Annotated in this window: 20 protein-coding genes, 1 tRNA gene and 2 pseudogenes; 11 read left to right on the top strand and 12 right to left on the bottom strand. The window is 64.9% G+C overall.

Annotated elements, in window-relative coordinates; translation table 11 throughout:
• Positions 1-72: 72 nt before the first annotated feature.
• From CUR85_RS12600 to rpiA, 5 genes and pseudogenes are all read right to left on the bottom strand, one after another.
• The gene (locus CUR85_RS12600; RefSeq protein WP_067266191.1) at positions 73-267 is read right to left on the bottom strand and encodes a DUF2065 domain-containing protein; all 195 of its coding nucleotides are present in this window, start codon (positions 265-267) and stop codon (positions 73-75) included.
• The gene (gene hflC / locus CUR85_RS12595) at positions 264-1328 is read right to left on the bottom strand and encodes a protease modulator HflC (RefSeq protein WP_067266193.1); all 1065 of its coding nucleotides are present in this window, start codon (positions 1326-1328) and stop codon (positions 264-266) included. The genes CUR85_RS12600 and hflC overlap by 4 nt, the downstream gene beginning before the upstream one ends.
• A pseudogene (gene hflK / locus CUR85_RS12590) lies at positions 1328-2528 on the bottom strand (FtsH protease activity modulator HflK). Before hflK ends, hflC begins: the two are co-directional and overlap by 1 nt.
• 68 nt (positions 2529-2596) lie before the next feature.
• Complete coding sequence (gene gorA, locus CUR85_RS12585) at positions 2597-3976, bottom strand: glutathione-disulfide reductase (RefSeq protein ID WP_067266195.1); 1380 nt, start codon at positions 3974-3976, stop codon at positions 2597-2599.
• Positions 3977-4066: 90 nt separating this feature from the next.
• Entirely contained in the window at positions 4067-4855 is a 789-nt protein-coding gene (gene rpiA, locus CUR85_RS12580) for a ribose-5-phosphate isomerase RpiA (RefSeq protein WP_067266197.1), read from the bottom strand.
• 253 nt (positions 4856-5108) lie between these two features.
• Between rpiA and CUR85_RS12575 the strand changes: the two genes are divergently transcribed.
• Both CUR85_RS12575 and CUR85_RS12570 read left to right on the top strand, forming a co-directional pair.
• Positions 5109-6482: an L-serine ammonia-lyase gene (locus CUR85_RS12575; RefSeq protein ID WP_067266230.1), complete on the top strand. Its 1374-nt coding sequence runs from the start codon at positions 5109-5111 to the stop codon at positions 6480-6482.
• 94 nt (positions 6483-6576) lie between these two features.
• A complete protein-coding gene (locus tag CUR85_RS12570) occupies positions 6577-7488 on the top strand; it encodes a pirin family protein (RefSeq protein ID WP_067266199.1) in 912 nt (303 codons plus the stop codon).
• A 19-nt stretch (positions 7489-7507) separates the two neighbouring features.
• Here the strand turns inward: CUR85_RS12570 and CUR85_RS12565 are convergent, their stop codons facing one another.
• A complete protein-coding gene (locus CUR85_RS12565; RefSeq protein ID WP_067266202.1) occupies positions 7508-8092 on the bottom strand; it encodes a TetR/AcrR family transcriptional regulator in 585 nt (194 codons plus the stop codon).
• A 41-nt stretch (positions 8093-8133) separates the two neighbouring features.
• Between CUR85_RS12565 and CUR85_RS12560 the strand changes: the two genes are divergently transcribed.
• The 8 genes from CUR85_RS12560 (at position 8134) to CUR85_RS12525 (ending at position 16938) form a co-directional block, all read left to right on the top strand.
• Positions 8134-8535: a hypothetical protein gene (locus tag CUR85_RS12560; protein ID WP_280322674.1), complete on the top strand. Its 402-nt coding sequence runs from the start codon at positions 8134-8136 to the stop codon at positions 8533-8535.
• A gap of 116 nt (positions 8536-8651) precedes the next feature.
• Complete coding sequence (locus CUR85_RS12555; RefSeq protein ID WP_067266207.1) at positions 8652-9938, top strand: homoserine dehydrogenase; 1287 nt, start codon at positions 8652-8654, stop codon at positions 9936-9938.
• Positions 9939-10262: 324 nt separating this feature from the next.
• Complete coding sequence (gene glpX / locus CUR85_RS12550; RefSeq protein ID WP_067266210.1) at positions 10263-11225, top strand: class II fructose-bisphosphatase; 963 nt, start codon at positions 10263-10265, stop codon at positions 11223-11225.
• A gap of 52 nt (positions 11226-11277) precedes the next feature.
• The gene (recJ, locus tag CUR85_RS12545; RefSeq protein ID WP_067266213.1) at positions 11278-13017 is read left to right on the top strand and encodes a single-stranded-DNA-specific exonuclease RecJ; all 1740 of its coding nucleotides are present in this window, start codon (positions 11278-11280) and stop codon (positions 13015-13017) included.
• Positions 13018-13133: 116 nt separating this feature from the next.
• Positions 13134-13208: transfer RNA gene (locus CUR85_RS12540), tRNA-Glu, on the top strand.
• Positions 13209-13823: 615 nt separating this feature from the next.
• Positions 13824-14540, top strand: a complete 717-nt coding sequence (locus CUR85_RS12535; protein ID WP_067266231.1) for a sugar transferase — start codon at positions 13824-13826, stop codon at positions 14538-14540.
• A 71-nt stretch (positions 14541-14611) separates the two neighbouring features.
• Positions 14612-15523: a CpsD/CapB family tyrosine-protein kinase gene (locus CUR85_RS12530; protein ID WP_136720187.1), complete on the top strand. Its 912-nt coding sequence runs from the start codon at positions 14612-14614 to the stop codon at positions 15521-15523.
• Between the two features lie 113 nt (positions 15524-15636).
• A complete protein-coding gene (locus CUR85_RS12525) occupies positions 15637-16938 on the top strand; it encodes a GumC family protein (RefSeq protein WP_067266217.1) in 1302 nt (433 codons plus the stop codon).
• A 5-nt stretch (positions 16939-16943) separates the two neighbouring features.
• On the opposite strand, the gene CUR85_RS12520 is transcribed toward CUR85_RS12525, so the two are convergent.
• Positions 16944-18254 carry an oligosaccharide flippase family protein gene (locus CUR85_RS12520; RefSeq protein WP_136720189.1) on the bottom strand — a complete coding sequence of 437 codons (1311 nt, stop codon included), beginning with the start codon at positions 18252-18254 and terminating at the stop codon, positions 16944-16946.
• Between the two features lie 159 nt (positions 18255-18413).
• Here CUR85_RS12520 and CUR85_RS12515 point away from each other — a divergent pair.
• Positions 18414-19618, top strand: a pseudogene (locus CUR85_RS12515) (glycosyltransferase).
• Here the strand turns inward: CUR85_RS12515 and CUR85_RS12510 are convergent.
• Genes CUR85_RS12510 through CUR85_RS12490 form a run of 5 tightly spaced genes read right to left on the bottom strand, consistent with a single transcriptional unit; the run spans position 19615 to position 23990 of the window.
• Complete coding sequence (locus CUR85_RS12510) at positions 19615-20463, bottom strand: glycosyltransferase family 2 protein (protein WP_067262866.1); 849 nt, start codon at positions 20461-20463, stop codon at positions 19615-19617. The pseudogene CUR85_RS12515 and the gene CUR85_RS12510 sit on opposite strands and share 4 nt — an antisense overlap.
• Positions 20460-22217 carry a hypothetical protein gene (locus tag CUR85_RS12505; protein WP_280322672.1) on the bottom strand — a complete coding sequence of 586 codons (1758 nt, stop codon included), beginning with the start codon at positions 22215-22217 and terminating at the stop codon, positions 20460-20462. The genes CUR85_RS12510 and CUR85_RS12505 overlap by 4 nt, the downstream gene beginning before the upstream one ends.
• Positions 22184-23050 carry a hypothetical protein gene (locus CUR85_RS12500; RefSeq protein WP_280322671.1) on the bottom strand — a complete coding sequence of 289 codons (867 nt, stop codon included), beginning with the start codon at positions 23048-23050 and terminating at the stop codon, positions 22184-22186. Before CUR85_RS12500 ends, CUR85_RS12505 begins: the two co-directional genes overlap by 34 nt.
• Complete coding sequence (locus tag CUR85_RS12495) at positions 23047-23223, bottom strand: hypothetical protein (RefSeq protein WP_280322670.1); 177 nt, start codon at positions 23221-23223, stop codon at positions 23047-23049. Before CUR85_RS12495 ends, CUR85_RS12500 begins: the two co-directional genes overlap by 4 nt.
• Complete coding sequence (locus tag CUR85_RS12490) at positions 23214-23990, bottom strand: hypothetical protein (protein WP_280322669.1); 777 nt, start codon at positions 23988-23990, stop codon at positions 23214-23216. The genes CUR85_RS12495 and CUR85_RS12490 overlap by 10 nt, the downstream gene beginning before the upstream one ends.
• Positions 23991-23992: the final 2 nt, after the last annotated feature.

Genomic DNA, 23992 nt, shown 5'->3' with positions numbered 1-23992 from the left:
TGTGACGATTTGCGACCCCGGCCTGCGAGGTCGTGGCCAAAACGGACGCCGATTCACCCCGCCCGCGCGGCGTCACAACCCCAGTTGAAAGGCGAGCCAAACCAAGATCAACCCGGCCACCACCGCCAGCGCGCCAAGCTGGCGCAGCGCGGCCTCAGGGATGCGGCGGAGCATTTCGAGCATCTGTTCCAAAAACGAAGGGGCCAGTGCGTACACCAGCCCCTCGAAAATCAGAACCGACCCTAGAGCCAGTAGAACCAGCGTCATTCTTCCAGCGCCGCTGGCAGATCTGTCTCAGCCTCCGGTGCGGCGGGGGCTGGCGTGGCGGGGGCCGCGGGGGCAGCCTCCTCCTGCGTATCCTCTGCCGCAGCGTTATCTGCCTCCGGCGCTGGCTCAGCCGCGGGCGCATCGGCGGCAGGGCTCTGCGGCGGTGCAATCGCATCGACCGAGGTCGTGGCGCTGCGGTCCGACCGCAGATAGTTAAAGAACTCACTATCCGGCGACATCACCATGGTGGAGTTCTGCCCCTGCAAAGCCTGCTCATAGGCGCTGAGCGAGCGGTAGAATTCAAAGAATTCCTGATCCTTGCCATAGGCCTGCGCGAAGATGTTGTTCCGCTGAGCGTCCGCCTCGCCTTCGATGATCCGCGCGTCACGACGGGCCTCCGAGAGGATCTCTTCGTAGGTACGATCAGCAAGGGCGATGACACGCTGCGCGGCTTCGCGGCCACGGGCGCGTTCGTCGGTCGCTTCACGCTCACGCTCGGCGATCATCCGTTGCAGGGTCGCGTCGAAGTTCTGCTCGGGCAGGTTTGTCTGACGCAGACGCACATCCACCACCTTGAGGCCAAGCGCCTGCGCGCGGGCATCGGCGCGGACACGGATCTGCTCCATCAGGTCGGCCCGTTCGGGCGACAGGATGGTGTTGGATGTCACGCCCTGCGAGCCGAGCACGGCACGGATTTGGCTTTCCATGATGCCGCCCATCTCGCTTTCGGCCTGACGTTCACCGCCCGCACCCAAAGCTTGCCGGTACTGCACCATATCGTCGATGCGGTAGAGCACGAAGGCGTCGATCTCAAGGCGCCGGTCATCGGCGGGGGTGACTTCGATCACCGGGGTTTCCAGCGACAAGATGCGGTCTTCGTAGCGCACGACCTCATCCAAAAGCGGGACTTTGAACCCGATGCCCGGCTCGTTGCGGACCTGTTTGATCTGGCCGAAACGCAGCACCAGCGCCTTCTCGCGCTCGTCCACCACAAAGACAGCCGACAGGATGCCCACGATGGCGATCACCACGATGGGGATGATAAGACTTGTTTTCCGCATCAGTTCGACCCTCCGCCGCGCCGCAATTCATTGAGTGGCAGATAGGGAACGACGCCCTGCCCACCTTGGCCGCTGCCGTTTTCGAGGATGACCTTATCCACGTCGCCCAGCACCTTTTCCATGGTCTCAAGATACAGACGTTTGCGCGTCACATCCGGCGCGTTGCGGTATTCTTCCAAGACGGCTTCAAAGCGGCTGGCCTCACCCACCGCGTCGTTCACGACGCGGGCGCGGTAACCTTCGGCGGCTTCCAGAAGCTGCGCGGATTCACCGCGTGCCTCGGCGGTGCGGCGGTTGGCATAGGCGTCGGCCTGGCGCTCGACCCGGTCACGCTCCTGCTCGGCGGCTTGCACGTCGCGGAAGGCATCGACGACCGACTGGGTCGTCGTGTTGCCATTGGCGTCGGTGACCTGCACAGTCTGGCTGGGCGGGTCAACCTTGTTCACGTTGACACGCAGCACGTTGATGCCGGTATTGCGGTTGTCGAGGGTGTTTTGGATCAGCTCCTTCACCCGATCCGCCACCGCGCCACGATCCCGGTTGAGGATCGGCGCCAGTTCGGATTGCGCGATGACTTCGCGCATGGCGGATTCCGAGATCGCCCGAACCGAGGCTTCGGGATCGCGCAGCGAAAATTTGAAGTCGCGCGCGTTCTTGATGTTCCAGACCACTTGGAAGTCGATGTCGACGATGTTCTCGTCCGTGGTCAGCATCAAGCCTTCGTTGCCGCCGCCGCCGCGCCGCACGCCCAACTCTTCGGTGCGGTTGGTGGTGACGTCAAACACCTCGGCCGTGACCAGCGGCCATGGGGCAAAGTTCAGACCCTCGGTGCCGATGCCGGAAAATTCACCCAAGAACAGTTCGATCGACTGCTGTTCGGGCCGCACGGTGTAGAAGCTGGCGAAGCCCCAAAGCGCCACACCGGCCAAAAGCGCGATGCCAAGGGTCGAACGTGTCACGCCCGGCCCGCCAGAGCCGCGACCGCCGCCGCCGGTGCCATTGCCCCGGTCGTCGCCACGCCCCCCATCAAGACGCGCAGCTGCTCTTGCCCCTTGCGCACCAGATCGTCGATCTCGGGCATCTGGGGGCGGTCACCGCCCTGCCCGCGTGGCCCCTGCGGCCCGTCGTTGCCCCGGTCTCCGCCGTTGCCCCGGTTGCCGCCTCCGCCGCCCCCCAGGGGCCTTGCGAATTTCCTGCCATTGATATGTTCCCCTCTGGGCCGCCCATGCGGCCTATCGTTCCAAAAATTGTACGCTTTCGCGTGATATTCAAGCCGTGCGGGTCGGATTACGCATCGTCACCAGTTCTTCGGACATGGTCGGGTGCACCGCGCATGTGGCGTCGAACTGCTCTTTCGTGGCGCCCATCTTGACCGCGATGCCGACCATCTGGATCAATTCGCCCGCGTTGGGTGCGACGATATGACAGCCCAGCACCACCCGCGTCTCGGCGCAGACGATGAGCTTCATCAGCACCCGGTCGGCCTTGCCCGCAAAAGCGCCCTGCATCGGTTTGAAGGAGGTCGCATAGACCTCAATCGGCCCCGCCTCCCGCGCGGCCTCCTCGCTCAGCCCCACGGTGCCCATCTCGGGCTGGGTGAAGATCGCCGAAGGCACCAGATCATGATCTACCGGCGTCGGATTGCCGCCAAAGACGGTCTCGACAAAGGCCATGCCCTCGCGGATCGCCACGGGCGTGAGGTTGATGCGGTTGGTCACGTCGCCGATGGCATAGACGGAAGGCACCGCGGTCTGGCTGTATTCATCCACCTCAATCTCACCGCTGCGGCCCAGTTTCACGCCCAGGTCTTCCAGCCCCATGTCATCGCTGTTCGGGCGACGGCCCGTGGCAAAGAGCACTTGGTCGAACATCTTTTCGGTGCCGTTGGTCGGCTTGACCTTCATCGGGCCGCTGCCGTCTTCGTGGCTGGGCGTCATCTCCAGAATGTTGGTGCCCAAATGCAGGTCGATCCCCTTTTCCTGCATCATCTCGGCCACCATGCCGCGGGCTTCGTCGTCAAAGCCGCGCAGAATCTGCGCGCCGCGGTAGTATTGCGTCACCTCGACACCCAAACCGTTGAGGATACAGGCGAATTCACAGGCGATATAGCCGCCGCCGATGATCAGGATCGACTTGGGCAGCTTCTCCAGATGGAACAGATCGTCAGAGACCAGCCCCAGTTCCGCATTCTCGATCTCGGGGCGCACGGGGCGACCACCGCTGGCGATGAGGATGTGTTTCGCGGTCTTCTCGGTGCCGTCGGACAGGGCCACGGTATGGGGGTCCTTGATCCGCGCGCGGGCGTCGAATGTGTCAACGCCGGAGTTCTTCAGAAGCTTGCGATAGACGCCTTCGAGGCGGTCCAACTCAGTATTCAGACGGCCTTTGAAGTCATGCCAGTCAAACGGCCCGGCCTTGAGATCCCAGCCAAAGCATTTCGCCTCATCCACCACATCGGCATAGCCCGAGGCGAAGACCATCAGCTTTTTGGGCACGCAGCCCCGGATCACGCAGGTCCCGCCATAGCGGTCTTCCTCGGCCAGACCGACCTTGGCGTCATGTTCGCCCGCCGCGACACGCGCCGCGCGCACACCGCCCGAGCCGCCACCGATGACAAACAGGTCGTAATCGAATTCATTCTTGGCCATTTGGCGCCTCTCTTAGTCGTTTTGGGTCTTGCGCGGGATCGCGCATATTTCGGTGTTGCGCGGGGTCGCGCGTGTCTCGCTTTGTGGGCGTTAATCGCTCAGGTCGGAAAACAGGTTGTCGGTCTCGACGAATTCCAAACGGTCGGTCGCCACGGTGCCTTCATTTATGTCGCGCACCTCGACCCTGCCATCCCCGTAACCGATCACAACCGCGTCACAGATATCTATGAACAGGCCGTTTTCCACCACACCGGGCATCTGGTTCAGCACCAGCGCCAATTGCCGTGCGTTGCCGATGCGCCCCAGCCGCAGGTCTAGGATATAGTTCCCCTCGTCGGTGATAAAAGGCACCTCGCCATTCATCCGCAGGGTCGAGCTTTGGCCCAGCACATCCATCGAGATCAGCGTCTCTTCGACCAGCGCCTGCGTGGTCTGCCAGCCAAAGGGAATCACCTCGATCGGCAGGGGGAATGCCCCCAGATGATGCACCTCTTTGCCGATATCGGCGATCACGACCATCTGGTCACTGGCCGTCGCCACGATCTTTTCTTGCAGCAAGGCCCCGCCGCCGCCCTTGATGAGGTTCAGGTCACCGTCGAATTCATCCGCCCCGTCAATCGTCAGGTCGAGCCATTTCGCCTCATCGAGAGAGATCACCTCGATCCCCACATCCCGCGCCAGTTGCGCGGTGCGCGAGGAGGTCGGCACGCCTTTGATCCGCAGCCCATCGTCGCGCACCATCTCGCCCAGACAGCGCACCAGCCACGCCGCCGTCGATCCGGTGCCAAGCCCCACGCGCATCCCGTCTTCCACGAATTCGCACGCCCGTTTCGCGGCCACGAATTTGGCCTTGTCGATCGGTGATAGGTCTCCGGACATCGGGTACTCCCTTGCAGGCGTTTGCCGCGTTATAGGGCGAATTGGCATAGGGTGCGAGGGGCAAGTCGGCGGTTTTTGGCGGTGCCGCACGCCGACAGGACGGGCAGAGCGCACGGCCTGTCGCTTTCGGCGCGCCACGGGGCGGCGGGAAATGGTTGGATCGGGCCTAGGTCGCTTGCAATGCGCCAAAGGTCTGGGCGATACCCGTCCCACCGCGCCCGCCACCCGCAACCATAAAAGGGTCCGCCACCTGATGTTTCTTTCGGTCTTCGACATGTTCAAAGTGGGCATCGGCCCCTCGTCTTCGCATACCATGGGGCCGATGGTGGCGGCGGGGCGTTTCCTTGACCAGATGCGCGCATCACCCTTCCAATTCGCCGGGCTGCGCGCCTCGCTGCACGGCAGCCTCGCCTTTACCGGCGTCGGCCATGCGACCGACCGCGCCACGATCCTCGGCCTCGCCGGGTTCACGCCCGAGGACTATGACGCAGATGCCGCCGAAAAGGTGCTGGAAGAGATCAAACAAACCCGCCGCATCAGCGTCGACGGTCTGCCCGAACTGCGCTTCGACCCTGAGCGCGACATGATCTTTGACTACGACACCAAGCTTGCGGGCCATGCCAACGGCATGATGCTGATGGCCACCGATGCCCAAGGCGACGTAACCTTACGCGAGACCTATTATTCCATCGGCGGCGGCTTCGTGATGACCGAAAAGGAACTCGCGGCAGGCAAGGACACCGACGAGGGCGCGCCGGTGCCCTTCCCCTTCAAGTCCGCCGCAGAAATGCTTGAGATGTCGGCCAAATCTGGCAAAACCATCGCAGGCATGAAACGCGCCAATGAAGAGGCGCGCGGCGGGGCCGAGAACCTGCGCGCCGGGTCGAAACGGCTGTGGCAGGTCATGCGCGACTGCATAGACCGGGGGCTGACCTCCGAAGGCACCCTGCCCGGCGGGTTGCAGGTGAAACGCCGCGCCAAGGGCATCTACGACGCGCTGATGGCCGAGCGCGGACAGAACCAATCCGCCCCGCATACGATCAACGATTGGATGAGCGTCTACGCCATGGCCGTCAACGAGGAGAACGCCGCAGGCGGGCAGGTCGTGACCGCGCCGACCAACGGGGCCGCAGGTGTGATGCCGGCGACCTTGCGCTATTACCTCGACCATGTCCCCGGCGCGTCAGAGGCGCATATCGAAGACTTCCTGCTCACCGCCGCCGCGATTGGCGGGCTGGTGAAATACAACGCCTCGATCTCAGGCGCCGAAGCAGGCTGTCAGGCCGAAGTCGGCAGCGCCGCCGCCATGTCCGCCGCCGGGCTCTGCGCCGTGATGGGCGGCACCCCGCAGCAGATCGAAAACGCCGCCGAGATCGCGCTGGAGCATCACCTCGGCATGACCTGCGACCCGGTGAAAGGGCTGGTGCAGGTGCCTTGTATCGAGCGCAACGGCTTGGGCGCGATCAAAGCGGTCTCGGCGGCCTCTCTGGCGCTGCGCGGCGACGGCACGCATCTTGTGCCGCTTGATGCCTGTATTGAGACCATGCGCCAGACCGGCGCGGACATGAGCGAGAAATACAAGGAAACCTCCCTCGGAGGGTTGGCGGTGAACGTGCCAAATTGCTGAAGCTGCGCAAATTTGCACAGGCCCCGTTCGCCGGGGCCAATTGTTGAGGTGACCGCCGCCCCCTATCTTCCGAGCAACTGCAAAGGAGAGCATCATGTCCCTCAGACCCACATTGGAAACCCGCCGCGCCACGCCCACGATGGAAGGCGCCGGGGTGAAACTACACCGCGCTTTCGGCTTCCACGACCCGTCGGAGCTTGACCCCTTTCTGCTGTTCGACGACTTCCGCAACGAGCATCCGCGCGACTTTGAGAAAGGCTTCCCTTGGCACCCGCACCGCGGGATCGAGACGATCACCTATGTGCTCGAAGGGACCGTGGCCCATGCGGATTCGCTCGGCAATACCGGTGATCTGAACGCGGGCGACGTGCAGTGGATGACCGCCGGATCGGGCATCCTGCACCAAGAAATGCCGCGCGGGAACGACAAGGGGCAGATGCACGGCTTCCAGCTTTGGGGCAACCTGCCCTCGGCCCAGAAGATGACCGCGCCGCGCTATCAGGATATGAAATCCGCCGAGATCCCGGTGGTGACCGATGACGACGGCACGAGGGTCAAGATCATCACCGGCGAGTTCTGGGGCAAACGCGGCCCCGTCGACGGCATCGCCGCCGATCCGCAGTATCTGGATATCTTCGTGCCTGCAGGCGTGAAAAAGACCTTTCGGATCGACACCTACCGCCGGGCTTTTGCCTATGTCTTTCAAGGTGCGGGCGCTTTTGCCGATGCCTCTGCCCCTTCGGGCGTGCTGCTGGAGAAAGAGGTCGCCGGCGAAGAGGTCAACATCCGCGACATGTCCGGGGACCGCACGCTCATCCGCTTTGGCACCGGCGATGAGGTCACGGTGCAGGCCGGGGAGGAAGGGGTGCGTTTTCTGCTGATTTCGGGCGCGCCGATTGAAGAGCCGGTGGCGTGGCACGGGCCGATCGTGATGAACACCCGCGCCGAGATACAGCAGGCGATGCGGGATCTGAACAACGGGACCTTCATCCGCCCCGCCCATTGACCCAAAAGGCCGTGGCCGCTCAGGCGGTCACGGCCTTGCGCACCATGTCCCAATATTGTGCCACGACCTCGTCCAGCGACAGCCGTCCGCCCGCGCGGTACCAAGTGTTCACCCCCGTCAGCATGGCGATGATCGCCAGTGTCACGATCTTGGTATCGGCGACGGCGAAATCGCCACTGGCCACCCCGGCGCGCAGGATCGCTTCAAGGCGATCTTCGTAGTCGCGGCGCAGGCGCTCGATCACGGCGAAATTCTCCTCCGTCAGATTGCGCAACTCCATATAGGCGATGAAAACCTCATCGGGCCGGTCCGCGTGAAAACGGATGTGGAAGGCCACGAAATCCTGCAACTGCTGCTTGGCGGGGCGGCTCGGATCATGGGGCGTTTCGGCCAGCAGATCGGTCATATGCGCCTGCATCAGGTCGAACAACAGGCTCTGCTTGTCGGGGGTGTAGTTATAAAGCGCCCCGGCCTGCACGCCGACTTCGGCGGCGATGGCACGCATGGACACGGCGGCATAGCCGCCCCGGGCGAAAAGCCGCAGCGCGGCGGCGCGGACACGCGGGCCGGTGATATCGGAGTGGGAGCCTGTGGTTCTTGCCATGGCGGCAATTTAATGAACAAGCGTTCAAAAGCAAACCCCGCTTGCGCGAAGATCACGGCTGGGGCAGAACGAGGCATGACCCAAGCGCGCCCGCCCCGCCCCTTTCAACCATCGCCCTGTTTCTGGGCGTCTCGCTGCTGGCGGGCTGCACGCAGTTTCCCGAACTCGACCGCACCATCACGCCCGCGTTGGAGGCCGCGCCCTACCCTGATCTGGTCCCGATCGACCCGCTTTTGGCCAAAGCCACCGCCGGGCGGATCGACCCGCTGCGGACCGAAGCGGCGCTCACAGGGCGTGCGGCCAATCTCGAAGCCCGCGCGGCGCGCGTCAGCCGCACAAGCGCCCAATCCGCCAGTGCTGCACGGGTGGCACGGCTCAGGGCGCGTGCTGCCGAACTCCGGCGCGCCCGCCAAGCCGCCGAGGACAGCGAAAGCGCTGAATAAACGGGCATCCCCGTGATGCGTATGCGCGTTGCACGCAGGCGCCGAACCCGCTACATCGCGGCTATGCCCGGCCCTGCCTGCCGGGCCTTTCGGATCAGACCAGAAGGACCACCGCCATGTCTAAGCCGCTTCGCCTCGGGATTGCCGGATTGGGAACCGTGGGCGTGGGTGTGCTGCGCATTCTGCGCCAGCAGGCCGCCCTGTTAGAGGCCCGTACCGGCTGCGCGATGACGGTCTCGGCGGTTTCGGCCCGCACCCGGAACAAGGACCGCGGACTGTCACTCTCTTCCTATGATTGGGAGGATGACCCCGTCAAACTGGCGACACGCGATGACGTGGATGTGTTCGTGGAACTCATGGGCGGCGCGGATGGGCCTGCCAAGGCCGCGACCGAGGCCGCGCTGGCGGCGGGCAAACATGTGGTCACCGCGAACAAGGCAATGCTGGCGATCCATGGCCAAGCCTTGGCCGAACAGGCCGAAGGCGCGGGCGTGGCCCTGCGCTATGAGGCCGCTGTGGCAGGCGGCATCCCGGTCATCAAGACGCTGATGGAAGGGCTTGCCGGGAATGAGATCACCCGGATCATGGGGGTGATGAACGGCTCGTGCAATTACATCCTGACGCGGATGGAGGACTCGGGCAAGACCTATCAAGAGATCTTTGCCGAAGCCGATGGGTTGGGCTATCTCGAAGCCGATCCGCAACTGGATGTGGGCGGCATCGACGCGGCGCATAAGCTGGCGATCCTGTCCTCCATCGCCTTCGGCACCAAGATCGACTTTGATGGCATCCAGCTTGAGGGGATCGAGCGGGTCGCCATCGAAGACATCCGCGCCGCCGCCGACATGGGCTACAAGATCAAACTGCTGGGCGTGACCCAGAAAACCGGCCGCGGGCTGGAGCAGCGGATGATGCCCTGCCTCGTGCCGCAAACATCGCCTTTGGGGCAGCTTGATGGCGGCACCAATATGGTGGTGATCGAAGGCGATGCCGTGGGTCAGATCGTGCTGCGCGGTGCCGGTGCGGGCGAAGGGCCGACGGCGAGCGCGGTGATGGCCGATGTCTGCGACATCGCGCGCGGGTTGCGCGGGCCGGTCTTTGGCCAGCCTGCCGAGACGCTTGAACAAACCACCCCCGCCAGCAGTCAGCGCCCTGCCCCCTACTACCTGCGCATGGCGCTGGTCGACAAACCCGGCGCGCTGGCGAAAATCGCCACGGTGCTGGGCGAAGCGGGTGTGAGCATCTACCGGATGCGCCAGTATGAACATGCGGATGTCTCGGCCCCCGTGCTGATCGTGACCCATAAGACCAGCCGCGATGCACTGCTGGAAGCGCTGGCGAATATGGACAAGACGGGCGTGCTGGCCGGTGAGCCGGTAGCGCTCCGGATCGAAGAGGTCTGAGGCTGAGGGCCATCGCCTGCCCGTGGGTGGGCGGGCGATGAGCGGTGCTTCGTGCCACTTTATGGCTCAACCCTAATGTGCGTCCGCCGGGGCCCACCCAGCCCCAGCAAATCGCCTACCCTGTCGCACCAAAGGTGCGCCTAGATAGACCGGCACGCCTTCGGCGTGACGAGGCGGGCAGGCGATGGCCCGGCGCCTACGGCTTGTTTCCGGGCCGGGGAGGCAGTTTCGGCCGAAGGGGCAGCCCCTTCCACAACCCAAAACTTGCCCCGAGGCCCGCGCGAGGGTACAGGACAGGAAACACATTGCACCCAAGGATACTCCATGACCGCTTCCGCCGAATTTCAAGACCGCATGCTCTCTCTGGGCCTCGCCCGCGTTTCCGAAGCCGCCGCGCTGGCCTCGGCCAAGCTGATCGGCAAGGGTGACGAGAAAGCCGCCGACCAAGCCGCCGTGAACGCCATGCGCGAACAGCTCAACATGCTCGACATCGCGGGCGTCGTGGTCATCGGCGAAGGTGAGCGGGACGAGGCCCCGATGCTCTATATCGGCGAAGAGGTCGGCACCGGCAAAGGCCCCGGCGTGGACATCGCGCTCGACCCGCTGGAAGGCACCACGCTGACCGCCAAGGACATGCCCAACGCGCTGACCGTGATCGCCATGGGCCCGCGCGGGTCCATGCTGCACGCGCCGGACACCTATATGGACAAGCTCGCCATCGGCCCGGGTTTTGAGACCGATGTCGTCACCCTCGACATGAGCCCCGGTGAGCGCGTCGAAGCGCTGGCCCGCGCCAAGGGCTGCGCGGCGTCCGACATCACCGTTTGCATCCTCGAACGCCCGCGCCACGCCGACATGATCGCCGAGGTCCGCGCCACCGGTGCCGCTATCCGTCTGATCACCGACGGTGACGTGGCTGGCGTGATGCATTGCGCCGACCCTGAAACCGGCATCGACATGTATATGGGCCAAGGCGGCGCGCCCGAAGGCGTGCTGGCCGCCGCGGCGCTGAAATGCATGGGCGGGCAAATGTATGGCCGCCTGCTGTTTCGCAACGAAGACGAAAAGGGCCGCGCCGCCAAGGCCGGGATCACCGAGTTCGACCGCGTCTATTCGCGCGACGAGATGGTCACCCAAGACGTGATCTTTGCCGCGACAGGCGTCACCGGCGGCAACATCCTGCCGGGCGTGAAACGCGAGCCGGGCTGGCTGACCACCGAGACGCTGATCATGCGCTCGCGCACCGGCTCGGTCCGTCGCATCAACTACCGCACCCCAGCGGAGTGAGGGCCAGACTGGCCCTCCCCACCCCCTTCCATAACGGCCAAATGAGGTCCGCATGAGCTTTCTCGGTGTCGAAACATCTTTGACCGGGCGGCGCTGGATCGGTCCTGACGTGGAACTGACCCGCGCGGCGGAACTGCTGGTGCAGCGCGCGGGCCTGCCCGATCCGGTGTGCCAAGTGCTGGCGCGCCGCGGCGTGATCGATACCCAAGCGGCGGGCTTTCTGGCCCCCGCCCTGCGCGACCTGCTGCCCGATCCCCGATCCCTGCGCGATATGGAGGCGGCAGCGACGCGGTTTCTCTCGGCCCTGCAAAACCGCGAGCGCATCGCGATTTTCGCGGATTATGACGTGGACGGCGGCTCTTCCGCCGCGCTGCTGCTGGTCTGGCTACGCGACATGGGCCACCGCGCGACGCTCTATATCCCCGACCGTATCGACGAGGGCTATGGCCCCAATGACGAGGCGATGTCGGCCCTCGCCGCTGAGCATGATCTGATCGTCTGCGTCGACTGCGGCACGCTGTCCCATGGCCCCATCGCCGCCGCCAAGGGCGCGGATGTCATCGTGTTGGACCACCACCTTGGCGGCGAAACGCTGCCCGATGCGCTGGCCGTGGTGAACCCCAACAGACAGGACGAAGACGGCACGCTGGCGCATCTCTGCGCCGCTGCGGTCGTGTTCTTGATGCTCGTCGAAGTGGGGCGCCAACTGCGCGAAGCGGGGCGCAAGGGGCCAGACCTGATGGCGATGCTCGATCTGGTGGCGCTGGCCACTGTCGCCGATGTGGCCCCGCTCACAGGCGTGAACCGCGCTTTCGTGCGTCAGGGGCTCAAGGTCATGGCTCGGCGCGCGCGGCCCGGTCTTGCCGCCCTGTCGGATGTGGCGCGGATGGACACGGCCCCCACGGCCTATCACCTCGGATTTCTACTCGGCCCGCGCATCAACGCGGGCGGGCGCATCGGGCAGGCCGACCTTGGCGCGCGGCTCTTGGCCACCGCAGACCCGCATGAGGCCGCGGCCCTCGCCGAACGGCTTGACCAACTCAATACCGACCGCCGCGAGGTTGAGGCCGCTGTGCGCGCCAGTGCCATGGCACAGGCCGAAGAACGCGGCTTTGACGGGCCGCTGGCATGGGCCGCTGGCCCCGGCTGGCATCCCGGCGTGGTGGGCATCGTCGCCTCACGCCTAAAAGAAGCCGCCAACCGCCCCTCTATCGTTATCGGCGTCGAAGACGGCATCGGCAAGGGCTCGGGCCGCTCGATCAGCGGTATCGACCTCGGCGCGCCAATCCAACGCCTTGCCGCCGAAGGGCTGCTGATCAAGGGCGGCGGGCACAAGATGGCAGCCGGCCTGACGGTGGCGGAAGACAAGATCGACGCGGCAATGGCGCGCTTGGGCGAATTGCTCACCAAACAGGGCGCGCATTTGGCAGGACCTGCCGACCTCAACCTCTGCGGCATGATGATGCCCGGCGCGGCCACCGTGGAACTGGCCGAGATGGTCGACCAAGCCGGCCCCTTCGGCGCCGGCGCCCCTGCCCCGCGCTATGCCTTTGCGGACATGCAAATCCGCTTTGCCAAACGCGTAGGCGAGAACCACCTGAAAGTGAGCTTTGGCGACGGCCTCGGCGCGAATCTAGAGGCGATTTCCTTTGGCGCCTACGACGGCCCCCTCGGCCCCGCGCTGGAAAACCACGGCGGCGCGCGTTTCCACCTCGCAGGCCGTCTCGACATTAACAATTTCCGCGGTCGGCGCACCGTTCAACTGCGTTTGGAGGACGCCGCGCGGGCCTGAAAATTTTTTCTGAAGAAACTTCATTTTTCCGCTTGCAGCCCCCCGCAGTATTACTTAAACGTCCGCTCACAGACAGAGCAGCACACACCAAACGCTGCACTGACCTGACAAAGAGTGGCCCGTTCGTCTATCGGTTAGGACGCCAGGTTTTCAACCTGGAAAGAGGGGTTCGATTCCCCTACGGGCTGCCACTTTTCTCATCCAGAATTACAAGACAAGCCTCCAGAGGCACTAAAGAATCCCCTCGGAATCGCGCAGCCGATCCGCGGTTTTTGGCGTTTACCCACCTGCCCCCTGCGCCCAACTGTCGCCCATTTATCGCCCTGACATTATTGTGAGAATTGCGCGACGGGTGGTGACTTGCGCCTCGGCACGCTCGCTATCCGAAGGCGTACAGGCTTGGCGGCCGACACCTAAGGCAGATGATCACCCGGAACCCCAGAACCCCAAAAGACTGTTATTTATTAACAACTTGATACCCAACCTACGCCTGCGCACGCCCTCCCCTCCGCCATCGAACGCCACACACCTGTACCCCATGGCGCCCCCATGACGCCCTCAACTCACTCCTAAATATCCACCTGCCTGCCGCCCCGCGAAACAGTCTGTTTCTGAGAAAAAGGATCGAATAAGGCGAAAAGGTGGTAACAAATGATACATATCCTACCTGAACGTATAGGCCGGATAGGTCGTTGAGACGGAGCGGTGCGAAGGTGCCGTGGGCCGAAACGGTCCGAATGAATGCGATTGAACCCTGGGGGTTTGGAATGAAGTACTTTGACGCGCACAGCCATGCCTATGGCTCGATGGAAGTGATCGCCGGTCCGGTGCTGGGCCGCGCGCAGCCTGCCGTGGCGGGGACTGCGGTGCTGCCCGCGCCGCGCGCGCTGGCGGCCCTTCGTCTGCGTCCGACCGGCCTTTATGGCCGCTACGCGAAACCGCTTCTCGACCGGCTGCTGATCCTCGCGTCCCTGCCCATCGCCCTGCCGATCATCGCGCTTTGCGCGCTGGCGCTGTGGATCGAAAGCGGTCAGCCCTTCTATACGCAAAAGCGCCTTGGGCGGGGCGGCAAAGGCTTCTCCATCCTGAAGCTGCGCACCATGGTGCGCGATGCCGACGCGGTGCTGGAGAGCTACCTTGCCGCGAACCCGGCGATGCGAGCGGAATGGGACGAGATGCAAAAGCTGAAGGACGATCCCCGCATCACGCGGGTCGGCGCTTTTCTGCGCGCCACCTCGCTGGATGAGCTGCCGCAGCTGTGGAACGTGTTCAAGGGTGACATGAGCCTGATCGGCCCGCGCCCCATGATGCCCGACCAGCTTGAGATGTATGGCGATGCAAAAGCCTATTTCGCGCTGCGCCCCGGTATCACCGGGCTGTGGCAGGTCTCGGCGCGCAACAACAGCCGGTTCACCTATCGCAATGAGGTCGACGCCGCCTATCGCCGCAATCTGTCGCTGCCGATGGACCTGACCATTCTGCTGAAAACCGTCGGCGTCGTCTTGCGCCGAACCGGGTGCTGAGCGATGCTCGCCGCGCCCGGCAATAATGAGAAATCCAGCGCCTCATGTTCAAGAAATCGAAAGGGAAGACGATGAGAGACCTCTACGCATCCGATGCCCTCGGCGCGGACAACAGCGATGTGACAGCGCAGTTCGGCGGCCCGGGGATGCGGCACAGCATCCGCCCGCGCCGCACCGTGATCGACCATGAGGATGAGTTCGACGGCGATTTCTCCGAAGGCGACCTGACCTTTGAAGACAGCCTGCCCGCCGCCCCTGCCGTTTCCCGCTACTTCGGTGACGACCGTGCGCCGCGCTGGCAAGACCTGCCCATCGCCACCCCCGGCCCCGGCGGCGACATGCCGTTGGTCGATGATCACCGCAACAGCGCCGCGGCGCGGGCCTTTGACCTGCTGCGCACGCGCCTGCGTCAAACCACGTTAGAGCATCGCTGGGTCAATATCGCCGTCACCGCCCCCACCTCGGGCTGCGGCAACAGCTTTTCCGCGACCAATCTGGCGTTGAGCCTGTCGCGGGTGCCGGGATCGCGCACCGTGTTGATGGACATGAACATGCGCAGCCCCGGTCTGGCCCACGCCTTTGACATGCGGGCCCCCGGCGCGATGAGCGCTCTGCTCAGTGGCCGCGCCGACCTCGGCAAGGGGATGCTGCGGGTAAGCGATACGCTCGCCCTCGGCCTGAACGACCGGGCCGAGGTGAACGCCGCCGAAATCCTGCAAGACAGTGCCACGGCGGAAACCCTGCTGCGCCTGCGGGCCTCCCTCCAGCCTGAAATCGTCCTCTACGACATGCCGCCGATGCTGGAGCATGACGATCTCTCGGCCTTTTTGCCGCAATTGGACGGGGTCTTGCTGATTTCCGACGGCAGCCAGACCATGGCGCGTCACCTGCGCGAGTGCGAACGGATGCTCGAAGGTCAGGTGCCGCTCTTGGGCATCGTGCTGAACCGGGCGCGGGCTTCTAGCCTGCCGAAATATGCCTGACACCCCCTGTCGCCCTCCTTGCTTGCGCCCTATTATCGCCCAAGTCATCTGATCTAGGCAGGGAAACTCCGCCGGGCAACGGTCGGGGCTTTGGGCAGGTTGGAAAGAGGCACATGGGACCGATCTATACATTCGATGACTTCATCGACATGATCCGCCGCCGCGCGGGCGTGATCATTTTGATCACGCTTCTGGGCTGTATCGCCTCGGTCTACTGGGCGCTTGCGACCCCGCATGTCTACCAATCCTCCGAAGTCATCCAGATCGAGCAGCCAAAGATCGCCAATGATCTGGCCCCCTCTACGGTCGAAGGGTCTTCGGCGCGGCGTTTGCAATTGATCGAACAGCAGTTGATGGCGCGCGGCACCTTGGTCGATATCATTCAACGCTTTGATCTTTATGACGATCTGACCGCGCTGCGCATGTCCGAGAAAGTCGATCTGCTGCGCCGTTCGGTCACCATCACCGGCGTCGCCGCCCCGCGCGAAGGCTATGCGGATGACGGCACCATCTCGGTCATGACCTTCACCGCCGAGATGGACAACCCCGCCGATGCGCAGGCCGTGGCCCGCGAATTCGCCGACCGCACGCGCCAGATGTCCGCCGCCCGACGCCAGAGCCAGACCCAAGAAACCTTGGAGTTTTTCCAGCGCCAAGAGCAGAACTTGATCCGCGACATCTCGGAACTTGAGGCCGAACTGGCCGATTACCGGGCCGAAAACGACCTGTCGCTCGAAGGCAGTCTTGAGTTTCGCCGCGGCGAGATCAGCAGCCTCAATGACGCCATTCTTGAACTTGACCGTGAAATCATCGCCACGCGGCTGGCGCGCGATCGGGTCAACCCCGATGCCCGCGCCGCCACCATCGCCCGCGAACAGGCCGAGTTGGATGCCACGCTCGAAAGCCTGACCACGCAGCGCGACCTTCTGCAAGAACAGCGCGAAACCCTGACCGCCAGCCTGCAAACCTCGCCCGAGGTTGAGCGGGAGCTGGCCCGGTTCGAACGCCGCCTGACCCAGTTGCAAGACCAGTTGGAGGTGATCACCGCCCGCCGGAACGAGGCGGAGGTGGGGTTCTCTCTCGAATCCGACCAGCGGGGCGAGAAGCTGATCACCTTGGAGCAGGCCGAACTGCCCGATTACCCCGTATCGCTCAGCCGCAAGAAACGCGCGGCGGTGGGCGGGATGGCCAGCTTGGCGCTGGCGCTGATCGTGGCCTTTCTGCTGGAACTGCGCCGCCCGGTGATCCGCTCAGCCCGCCAGATGACGCGCGAGACGGGGTTGATCCCTGTCGTCTCGATCCCCGACCTTAGCCCGCGCGAAAAGCGCCGGACCTTGGGGAAGGTTTGGCAGGAGCGCCTGAAGGCCGGGAAAGAGGGCCGCGCCGCGCGAATGGCCCGCAAGCAAAAGGGCTGAACCGCCTAGACCGTGGCGCTCAACCCCAGAACCCGGTCCCAATGTAGCCAAAGCGCCAGCGCGCCGAGCGCCAGCCCCAAGAGGGCGAAGGTCAGATCATGCCGCGCGTCCCAGACGCCATGCGCCCTTGCGAGCCAGATCAGCACCAGATGCGACAGCACCATCGCGGCCCCCAACCCGATCAGCGCCCCCGGCAAACCGGCAGCGATCACCCCCGCCAGCAGCAGCCCCACTTGCAGGCTGGCCCTTGAGGCCGAAGAGATGAAGAACCGCCGCGAATCCCCCGCGGCCAAAGCCGCTTGATCATAGGTCATCCCGATCACCTGCGGCATCAGCGCCAGCGCCAGCATCACCAAGATCGCGCCGCTTTGCAGATAGCGCGGGTCATAGAGGACCGAGACCAACCACGGCCCCGCCAGTGCCATGACCACCAAGAGCGCCAGCAGCCCGCCGCTCAGCCCATAGCGCATCCGCTTGAGCTTGGGATGATCGCCGCCCCCCGCCTCTCGGTAGATCGGGATCATCGCCCGCCCGGTGACATTCTGCCCCAGCAGCAGCGGAAAGCTCGCCAGAAAATAACCGATGTTGTAGATGCCCAACCCTTCGAGCGAGAGGAACTTGCCCAAGATCGCCTTGTCCCCCTGACTGGCAAAGAACCAGAACATGGTCGACAGGAAGATCCATTTGCCGAAATGCACCAATTCGCGCACCGCCGGACGCTCCCAGCGAAAGCGGTTGCTCGGCCCCGGCAGAAAGGCATGGGTCAACGCCAGTTTCGCCACGGCCCCCACCACGCCGCCGATCACCAACGCCGCCACCGATTGATAGAGCGCCGCGCCCAAGATCATCACCGCGATGCCAATCACCTGCGATGTCAGGTCCAGCAGCGTCAGCCGCCCCATTTGCAGATGCCGATGCGCCGTTTCGATCCGTGTCGGATTGAAACCGGCCACCACAAGGCTCAACGCCGCGATGGGCAGGTAGGTCAGCAGGAGCGGCTCGTCGTAAAACGCCGCCACCGGCCATGCCAATGCAGAGGCGGCCAGCCACAGACACGCCCCCCGGATCGCTTGGATTGTCCAAGCGGTGTTCAGGAAGTCCGGATCATCGCCACGCTTGCTCTGCGCGATGGAGGGGGCGATGCCCACGTCCGAGAACAGCGTCAGCCCGACGATCACCACCTGTATCAGCGCCATCAGGCCAAAGGCTTCGGGAAAGAGCAGCCGCGTCAGGATCAGGTTCGACGCCAGCCGGATCGCCTGCGACCCGCCATAACCCAAAATGATCCAAGAGGTCGAGCGCAGTGCCCGTGCCATCAGGCGATTGCCCGTTACCGCTTGGGAAAGCTTGGAAAACACCCGTTGCTGCGCCTCTGCCAGTTCTCTGCGAGAGCCTAAAGCCTCGCCCGCCCTTGTGCCAGTGGCAAGCGGGCGGGTAACAAGGTTTATCAGCCCCAAGCTAAGGCCGCACCGCCCGTGAAGATCGCCTATATCCTCAACACCTATCCGCAGCCCTCGCATTCCTTCATCCGGCGCGAGATCGCGGCGCTAGAGGCGGCGGGCCATGAGGTGGACCGTTTCGCCATGCGCGGCCCCGATGTGCCCTTGGTCGATCCGCAGGACAAGGCCGAGGCGGCAGCGACCCATTATGTGCTGGCCGCCGGTGGCAGCGCCCTCGCCCGTGCCAGTCTGCGCCTGATGCTGCGCGCGCCGCGGCGGTTCGGCCAAGCGCTGCGCGACGTCTGGCAGGCCGCCCGCCGGGCCGAGACGGGGCTGGCCCGCCATCTGATCTATCTGGCCGAGGCCTGTTATCTGCGCACCCGGCTGGAGGGCAGTGACACCCAACATCTGCACGCCCATTTCGGCACCAACGCCGCGATGGTCGCGATGCTTTGCCACAGGCTGGGCGGGCCGCGTTATAGTTTCACCACCCACGGGCCCGAGGAATTTGACAGCCCGCGTGCCCTCTCGCTCGGCGCGAAAATCCACCACGCGGCCTTTGCCGTGGCGATCAGCCAGTTCGGGCGCAGCCAGCTGTGCCGTTGGGCCGACCCGGCGGATTGGCCGCGCATCAAGGTCGTGCATTGCGGCATCGAGCCCGCCAAATTCCCGGCCCCCGCCCCCCTGCCCGATGGCCCGCGCCGCCTCGTCTCCATCGGACGGTTTGTAGAGCAGAAAGGCCAGCTTGCCCTGATCGACGCCATGGCCCGGCTGCGCGAGAGCCACCCCGATCTGCATCTGACCCTGATCGGCGACGGCCCCCTGCGCGGCGTGATCGAGGCCGACGTCGCCCGCCTAGGCCTGCAAGGGCGCATCACCCTCACCGGCTGGGTCGATGAAGCCCGCGTGACAGCAGAACTCGGCGCCGCCCATGCACTTGTGATGCCCAGTTTCGCCGAAGGCCTGCCCATGGTGGTGATGGAGGCGATGGCCGCCGCCCGCCCGGTGATCGCCACCTATATCGCAGGCACGCCGGAATTGGTGCAGCCGGGCGAGACCGGATGGCTGGTGCCCGCAGGCGATGTGGCGGCCTTGGCCGAGGCGATGGCCGCCCTGCACGACGCCCCCTCCCCGCGTTAGAGGAAATGGGCACAAAAGCCCGCAGGCGGGTCTTCGCACGCCACGATGTCGCCCGCGAGGCGGCGAAACTCGCCCAGCACATGCAAGAGGCCACCCGCTAGCGCCCCCGCACCCAACGGTTCGTACTGCGCAGAACCGGCGCATGGATCGTGAGCCGCACGGCCACAAAGACCAGCGCGCCCAAGGGGTCGGCCAGCGCCCGCCGCCAAAAGGGGCGCAGTCGGTCATGGGGATCGTCATTGTGCATCAATTCGGGGAACAGCCGCGCCACCTCGACGACGCCTGCATCTTGCCGCCGGCGCACCCGCACCAACGGCGCGAAACCTTCGATCATCGGCCAGTCATAGCGGGCCGGCACGGCGATACGCTCCTCGGGGCGAAAGTTCAGCCGCGCGAAAGTATCATCCGAGATGATATCGGGCCACGCCCCCCACCGCGCCCGCCCGGCGCGGTTCATCGCAAAGACGCCAAAGCCCGGCACGCCATGGGTCATGAAACCGGTCGTCCGCCAGAACCGTGTGTAATGGCGCGTCACCCAATCGCCCGAGGTCGTCACCCGCGGCACCCCGCTGCCATAGCGCGGTGCGTCCCCCGCCAGCGCCTCTTGCAACTGGCTCAGCAGGGGCGGTGACACCAGCACATCGGCGTCGAGATAGACCAGCACCGCCCCCCGCGCCGCCGCCTCGCCCGCGTTCCACGCGCCAAGCTTGCCACCTTGCGCCAGTTCCAGCACCCGCAACACCCAGCCCCGCGCCTCGAACGACGGGATCGCCGCGCGGGCGCGTTCGGCGGTGTTGTCCGAGCAGCCATTGGCCACGACGATCACCTCAACCGGCCCCGCCAGCGGCGCGGAGGCGCAGAGCGCGTCAAGGCAGGCGGGCAGCCAGTCGGCCTCATCATGGGCGGGGATCAACACACTCACCCCTTGGAACGCGCCGTTGTTCATTTCCATGCGGCCAAAGCGTGCCAACGCGGATTGTCATCCGCCAGATAGCGCAGCGCCCCCCAAGAGCCCCATTTCGTCGGCGCATAGACATCGGAGTAATGGGTGAAAATCTGCCCGCCCACGGCCAACCAGCCCGCCATCAGATCGGTATAGAGCGCGCCCATCTCGGGGGCGTAGTTCAGATGGTGGAAGAACGCGGTCAGCCCTTCGTCATTCACCTGCGCGCCGAGGCCGACCACATGGCTGCCGCCTTCGTACATCACCAGATCGAGGTCATGCGCCCGGGCCACGGCAGCGTGATGGGGCCAAACGCGGCCGACGAGATCGGCCAGCGTGTCAGTCTCCAAGCCGCTGGTGCCCCCGTTGCGCAGGTCCTGCGCCGCATGGGCTGTTGCCGCATCAAAGCGGTGGGCCGCGATATACTCGGCCAAAGCGCCGCCGCTGAGCCCCTGCGCCTCCCCCTCGGCGCGGGCCTTGGCAAGGCTGTCCGACAGCCAGCCGCTGACCAATTCGGCATTCTCCTCCAACCCCAGCACGCCGCCGAAATACCCGGTGATCGCATAGGCATCGAAGGCCGTGGCGGGGGCGCTGTTGCCCGCCTGCTCGGCCACGTAAAGCGGCGCTTCCAAGGCTTCGCGCTCAAGCCCCAGCCACCCGGTTTGGCTCGCGATCACATTGCGCAACCGCGCCTTGGCCTCTCCGCCGAAGACATCCGTCCAGATGCGTGCCACTTCGGCGGCCCGCAGGCCGTAGAACTGCATCCCCTTCTCGGCCTCATCCCAGCGGGCCTGCGCCATCTCATCGGCCCATTGGGTCTGGGCGAATTGCCAGTTCCACACCTCGTTCGAGAACTCCACATAGGCTTTGCGTTCGCCCTCCAACGCCTCTTCGACATAGGTCGCAAAGGCGGTCACATAGCCATCATCCGCCAGATGCGGCATGTTGAACCACGGGTCGATCCCCAGTTCATTGACCAATGCGACCATCACCTCCACCGGGACGCCGCGCAGGGCATAGGTCACGTCCTCGGGGCGCGGACGGTCTTCCCAAGTGGCGATGGGGCTGTCGTTGGTGGCCATCCAATCCATGAAGCGCAGCACCTTCATCCCGGTCAGATGCCGCGTCCAATCAGGGTTGAAACGCGCCCCGGCGTCGTAATCGGCAACGCGGTCTTCGCGAACCACGGTGATCTCACGCGGCGGGTTGTTGCGGTGCATGCGCTGAATGCGAATGTCGACACTGCCCGGCCCCGGCGCATAGTCGAACCGCACCTCGTTCTTACCATAGCGCACATTCTCGGCCCGGCCCGTGACCTCGATCACGCCCTGCCCTTTGAAGCGGAGCAGATAGCGGCCTTTAAGCGTCGCCGCCTGCGGCGGCAGGTCGGTGAGGATCAACGTGCCGATGCTGCCAAGTTCGCGCGGCATCTTCACCGGCCAGCCCTCGGCATTGAGATAGCCGCCTTCGACCAGCTGCGCATATTCCATCCCGCCAAAACGCCCGGCCACATGGCCAAGCCACGGGCGGGCGGTTTTCATCAGGTCGAGGAAAGGCGCTTGCACGCTCCAATCCGCAATGGCGGCGAGGCCGATGCCCATATCGCGGGTGCCCGCAACGGCCTCCTCAGGGGCGGTAATCTCGAATGAGGCGGGCGGATCGAGAGGTTTCGCCGCCCCGGGCGCATCGCTGGCCGGGCTGGGCGCGGGCGGGCCGGTCGGGGCTATCGGCGCGGTCTGGGCGTTGTCCTTGGCCACGGGCCGCGTCGCGGGGGCGCCGGCATCACGGCACCGCCCTGATAGTCCTGCACCGCCTCCCAGGCCACCCGCTGCAAGGCGCGGGCAAGATCAGGCTGGGGCGTGTCGAAAGCCTTGCCCCAGCGATCATTGAAATCCGTCGGCAGCCCCAGCGGGTCTTTGCCCGTCAGCGTGGCATATTGCACCATGGCGACGAAGTAGTGGCCGAGGTCGTTCAGATGGATGTCATCCGCGAAAAGCGCGTCGATCCCGGTCAGCCCGGGAAGGTTCTCGGCGGCGATTTCATCATAGAGACGGGCCATCGCTTGCCCGGCTGGAATCACCTCAATCGTCGCGTTCTCGGAACTGCGCCCCGCGCGCATGGCCGATGCGATCTCCTCCCACACGGGCAGATCGCTCTCCAACCTTTCGCGCCACGGGATATGGGCGTGATCGTCATAGGCCACCGGCTCCCCGCTGCCGCTTTTCAGCGAATGCCATGTCTCTTGCAGATAGACTTTCACTTCCGGATTGGCCGCCGCCGCGAGGCCAAAGAAGGCCTGCGCATAGACTTCGGTGTCCGACCAGCGGGTGTGATTGGCCAGCGGAATCGCCTCGGTCAGGATGAGATGGGTGACGTCCCCTTCGGGCAGCAGCGCACGGGCATCCACGCCCTCGGCCCGATCCGATTCATCCCAATTGTAGCGCAGGGGCGCGCCGTTGATGATCTGCGCGCGCACCTCGCCTTGGCCCACCCCGGCGCGCAGCGCCTCTTGCAGCATATCCGGCCCGTCGGCCCCGAAAAGACTGTGGCCCACCATCAGGACCGAGAACAGCCCGCCCAGACCGCTCATGCCGCGACCCCGCTGTCGGGATGGGCGCGGACCACGTCCCAGACCACCCGCTGCATCAGCCGCGCGGCCTCCGCGCTTGGGGCCTGCGCCGGGGTGCCGTCGGCGCGCAGCAGTTCGTGGGGCAACCCTGCCGGGTCGCGGTGATAGAGGGTCGCGTAATGGGTCAGTGCCACGAGGTAAGCCCCTGATCGTTAAAGTGGATCGTATCGGGGCGGCCATTCTCATCGCGCGAAAAGAGGTCATGCAGGCTGATGATACCGCCCACCCCACCGGCGGCATCGACCGCCCGGACAAAGGCCGCCATGACCTGCCCGGCGGGGATCAGATGAATGGGCACCTCCGCTTCCAGCAAAGCGGGGTAGATCACCTGCCGCCGCCAGTATTTATTCAAGTCCCGGTCGATGCGCTTCAGCCAGCCGTGGCCGTCATCTGTATGGTGCCATGTCTCATAGAGGTAAACGCGGATATCGGGCCGGGCGGCATGGGCCAGCCGCGCCCAATGGGCAAGGTAGTCAGGGCTGTCGTGATAGCGGATGGCATCGGCGATCTCGACCATCTCGGTCAGCACCACCGCGCCGTAATCGCCCGAGCCGATGGCCGCCCGGGCGGGCCGGTGCTGCGCGTGATCGTTGGAGCGCTCGAACCCGTTCACAGGCACATCCGGCTCCCAATGGTCGCGCAGCGAACTGCCCCAGCCGGTCTGGCTGTGATAGCTATGCCCCGCCCCCGCCAACTGCGCCAGCATCGCGGGCATGTCGCGGCCCACCAGCGAATGCCCCAGATGATAGACCTGCATCGGCCCCGAAGGCGCGCTCAGCGGCGTGGCATAGAGTTCCTCCGCCCGGTCCTGCAACTGCGCCCGGCGAAAGACCCAAGACCCGCCGCCGAGGCTGGCAAGCGCGGCGCCCCCCAGAAAGAGACGGCGTGAGAGTGCGACCATGA

Origin of the sequence: Sulfitobacter faviae, assembly GCF_029870955.1 — a bacterium.
GTDB classification, from domain to species: domain Bacteria; phylum Pseudomonadota; class Alphaproteobacteria; order Rhodobacterales; family Rhodobacteraceae; genus Sulfitobacter; species Sulfitobacter faviae.
Note: the sequence above shows the minus strand (reverse complement) of the source record. Positions and strands in the feature narration are given on the sequence as shown.